Source organism: Spiroplasma endosymbiont of Megaselia nigra, from assembly GCF_003987485.1.
In the GTDB taxonomy this organism is placed as follows: Bacteria; Bacillota_I; Bacilli_A; order Mycoplasmatales; family Mycoplasmataceae; genus Spiroplasma.
The window spans coordinates 1-3,104 of record NZ_RCOO01000141.1; the positions used below are offsets into that span (position 1 = coordinate 1).

Here is a 3,104-nt window from a genome sequence, read left to right on the forward strand (position 1 = left end):
TTAAAAAATGAAATAAATGATATTCAAGCCGCAAAGAAAAGGATATAATAAATAAAAGTTTATAAACCTTTTTTACTAATACTTACTTTTTGGGGTGCAGTCTTTAAAAGACCTTTTTAAATTAAATTATGGTTGGATTAATTGTCAAAATATCTTTCAACAATATCTTAATCATAATTTTAATGTTATGTTATCTGTTTCAGATTTAATAACATTAATTCCAAATTTATGTCAAAGGATATGAACATCATATAAAATAAAAGCACTTTGCCTTGAAAAAGGTCTTTTTTCAGAAGTTGTTATAACAGATTATGAAAAAACAATGGCAGGATTTCTTTTTTTATCGCGAAAAATTAAAACAGTTGTCCAAGAAAAATTAACAATCGGGAATAATAATTATGAAATTTTAACAAAGGTTAAAAAAGAATAAAAATATGGTATTAAGTTTAAGATATGGTAGGAAATTTAAAGAAATTAATTAAAATATTTATATTCCAATAAATATTTTAATTTTATGCATACATAAAATCAGAAAAGTTTGTTTTGTTAAAAAAAGTGTGATAAGATGATATTGTTAATTTATATAGTTTTAGGAGTTGAAATATTATGGCTACTGTTGTTGTCAAAGCAGGAGAACCGCTAGACAAAGCGTTAAAACGATTTAACAAGGTTTCTTCAGTTAAAAGAAAAGAAGCCCGAAAACGTGAACACTGAATGAGCAAAAAAGAAAAAAGACGTTATAAACAAGAACAATCACGTAGTTTTCGTTAAAAAAATCCCATTTAAAATGGGATTTTTTTTAAAAATTACTATCTTTTAAAATTACATAATCAACTTTTTTAATGGCCGAAAGATCTTTACCACCAGCATATGAAATTGATGATTGTAAATCTTCTGTCATTTCACGTAATGTTTCAAAAATGCTGCCACGAATTTCAATTAACTCTTTTTTACCTTCAACATAACGTTTTTCACCTTTATTATATTCACTTGCTGATCCAAAATATTCTTTATATTTAATACCATTATTTTCAACTTGTTTTCCAGGTGATTCTTTGTGCGCAGCAAATAAACTACCAATCATGCATATTGTTGCCCCCATTCGAATTGATTTCGCAATATCACCGTTAACTCGTAATCCACCATCTGCAATAATTGGTTTTGAACTACCTTTACTACATCATTTAACAGCCGATAATTGTCATCCACCATTACCAAAACCAGTCTTTAATTTAGTAATACAGACTTTTCCGGGTCCAATGCCAACTTTTGTTGCATCAGCGCCTCATTGTTCTAAATCACGAACAGCTTTTGGTGTTCCAACATTACCTGCAATAATAAATGTTTCATGACCTAAATGGCTGCGAATATGTTCAATCATTTTTTTTACACTAAAAGCATGACCGTGAGCAATATCTATTGTGATATAGTCAGGTACTAATTGTTCTTTTTTTAATGTTTCAATTAGTGCAAAATCATCTGGTTTAACACCAACTGAAATTGATGTAACCAAGTTTTTACTTTTCATATGTTTAATAAACTTAACTTGATCTACGTTAAAACGATGCATAATGTAAAAATAATTTTTTTCTGCTAATTTTTCACATAATTCTTCATTCACTACCGTTGCCATATTTGAAGGTACGACAGGTAAATTAAAAGTATGTTTTCCTAATTTAACGGTTGTATCACATTCTTTTCGAGAATTAACAACACATAATTCTGGAATTAATTGAATGTCTTCATAATCAAATGCTTTCATTTTTTTAATTTTACCTCACTTATTAAATGTACCATAAAATAAGGGGAAAAACCCGAGTTTTCTTTTTAAAAAAGAATAAAAAAATATCTTGTAATCATATTAAAACCAGCATACAATTAATTATGTAATTGTAGAAAGGAATAGTGATTATACAAATGATGACAAGAAATTTTGGTTTTACTAGATTTTGAATTGTGTTATCAAGTATTGTGGGTATTGCAGGAATGGCAATAGCAGGAGGGGCTTACTTTTATTACTTAGGCCGATATAACAATGGGACTTTTCCTGGTGATATCAACGTTGCAAATACTTTATTAATGAATTCATATGCTGATTTAACAAGTTTTAAAGTTGTACTTTTACTAGTAGTGATTTTTTCATTTTTCACAACAATAATTTGTAATATTGGATTGATTCGTTATGCAATTAGCAGTACTGATGCCGAATTATGTGCAAACAAATGAAGTTTAGCGGTATTAGCGTTATCAATTGGTGGTTTTTTTGCACCATTTGCATTAACATGATTACCAGATACTGATGTTAAAGCAACAAAAAATGCTCGCGTTGTTATTGTCCGTTATTTAGGGACTGCTTGATTAGTATCAGCTCTTGCTAGTATTGTTGCAATTATGATTTTTTATAACAAGGCAACAGATAAAACTTGATTTGGAGACTCAAAACAAAATTTTGCCATTATGATGGTAGTTTTAGCTGTTGTTAGTGTTTTAAGTTTAATTTTTGTCCCTGGCTTTTATAGTAATAAAGTTGTTGCTAATATGATGGCTGAAACTTCTTATGGAAAATGATTACGTTTAGTTTCAACTGTTTATACTATTTTAGTAACAATAATGTTAGTGATCCAAATTATTACGGCGTTATTAAAACTAATTGAAGCATTTGGCCGTATCTTCCAAAAAGGACAAAATGGACTAGCAATTTTCGCTAATATTTTAAATTTTACTGCAACATTAATTGGAACAATCTTTATGATTTATCTAATTACAAAAGTAATTAAAGGATTATGACGTCGTGAAGATGGTTATATGATTAACATTCCACAATATAAAGCATCTGACCATATGCAACGTCGTTATTAATAAGATTTTTAAAATGGATTTTATAATATTAAAATCCATTTTTATTAGTGATTTTAGATAAAATATAGAGTGCACCCCAAAAAGTAAGTATTAGTAAAAAAGGTTTATAAACTTTTATTTATTATATCCTTTTCTTTGCGGCTTGAATATCATTTATTTCATTTTTTAACATCATTAATATATTCGTCATGCGATAAGTAAATATTGTTATGAATTGTTGCTTTTTTTAATAAAGAATGAAAACT

At 27.8% G+C, this 3,104-nt stretch carries 4 protein-coding genes; 3 read left to right on the forward strand and 1 reads right to left on the reverse strand.

Annotated features, from left to right (window positions below; translation table 4 throughout):
• Nucleotides 1–187 precede the first annotated feature (187 nt).
• Both D9R21_RS05405 and rpsU read left to right on the forward strand, forming a co-directional pair.
• A complete protein-coding gene (locus tag D9R21_RS05405; protein WP_241568794.1) occupies nucleotides 188–430 on the forward strand; it encodes a hypothetical protein in 243 nt (80 codons plus the stop codon).
• 176 nt (nucleotides 431–606) lie between these two features.
• Nucleotides 607–771, forward strand: a complete 165-nt coding sequence (gene rpsU / locus D9R21_RS05410; RefSeq protein WP_004028656.1) for a 30S ribosomal protein S21 — start codon at nucleotides 607–609, stop codon at nucleotides 769–771.
• 28 nt (nucleotides 772–799) lie between these two features.
• Here rpsU and D9R21_RS05415 read toward each other — a convergent pair whose 3' ends face one another.
• The gene (locus tag D9R21_RS05415) at nucleotides 800–1,762 is read right to left on the reverse strand and encodes a GMP reductase (RefSeq protein ID WP_126821405.1); all 963 of its coding nucleotides are present in this window, start codon (nucleotides 1,760–1,762) and stop codon (nucleotides 800–802) included.
• A gap of 155 nt (nucleotides 1,763–1,917) precedes the next feature.
• On the opposite strand from D9R21_RS05415, the gene D9R21_RS05420 reads away from it, so the two are divergent.
• Entirely contained in the window at nucleotides 1,918–2,859 is a 942-nt protein-coding gene (locus D9R21_RS05420; protein WP_126821406.1) for a hypothetical protein, read from the forward strand.
• Nucleotides 2,860–3,104 lie beyond the last annotated feature (245 nt).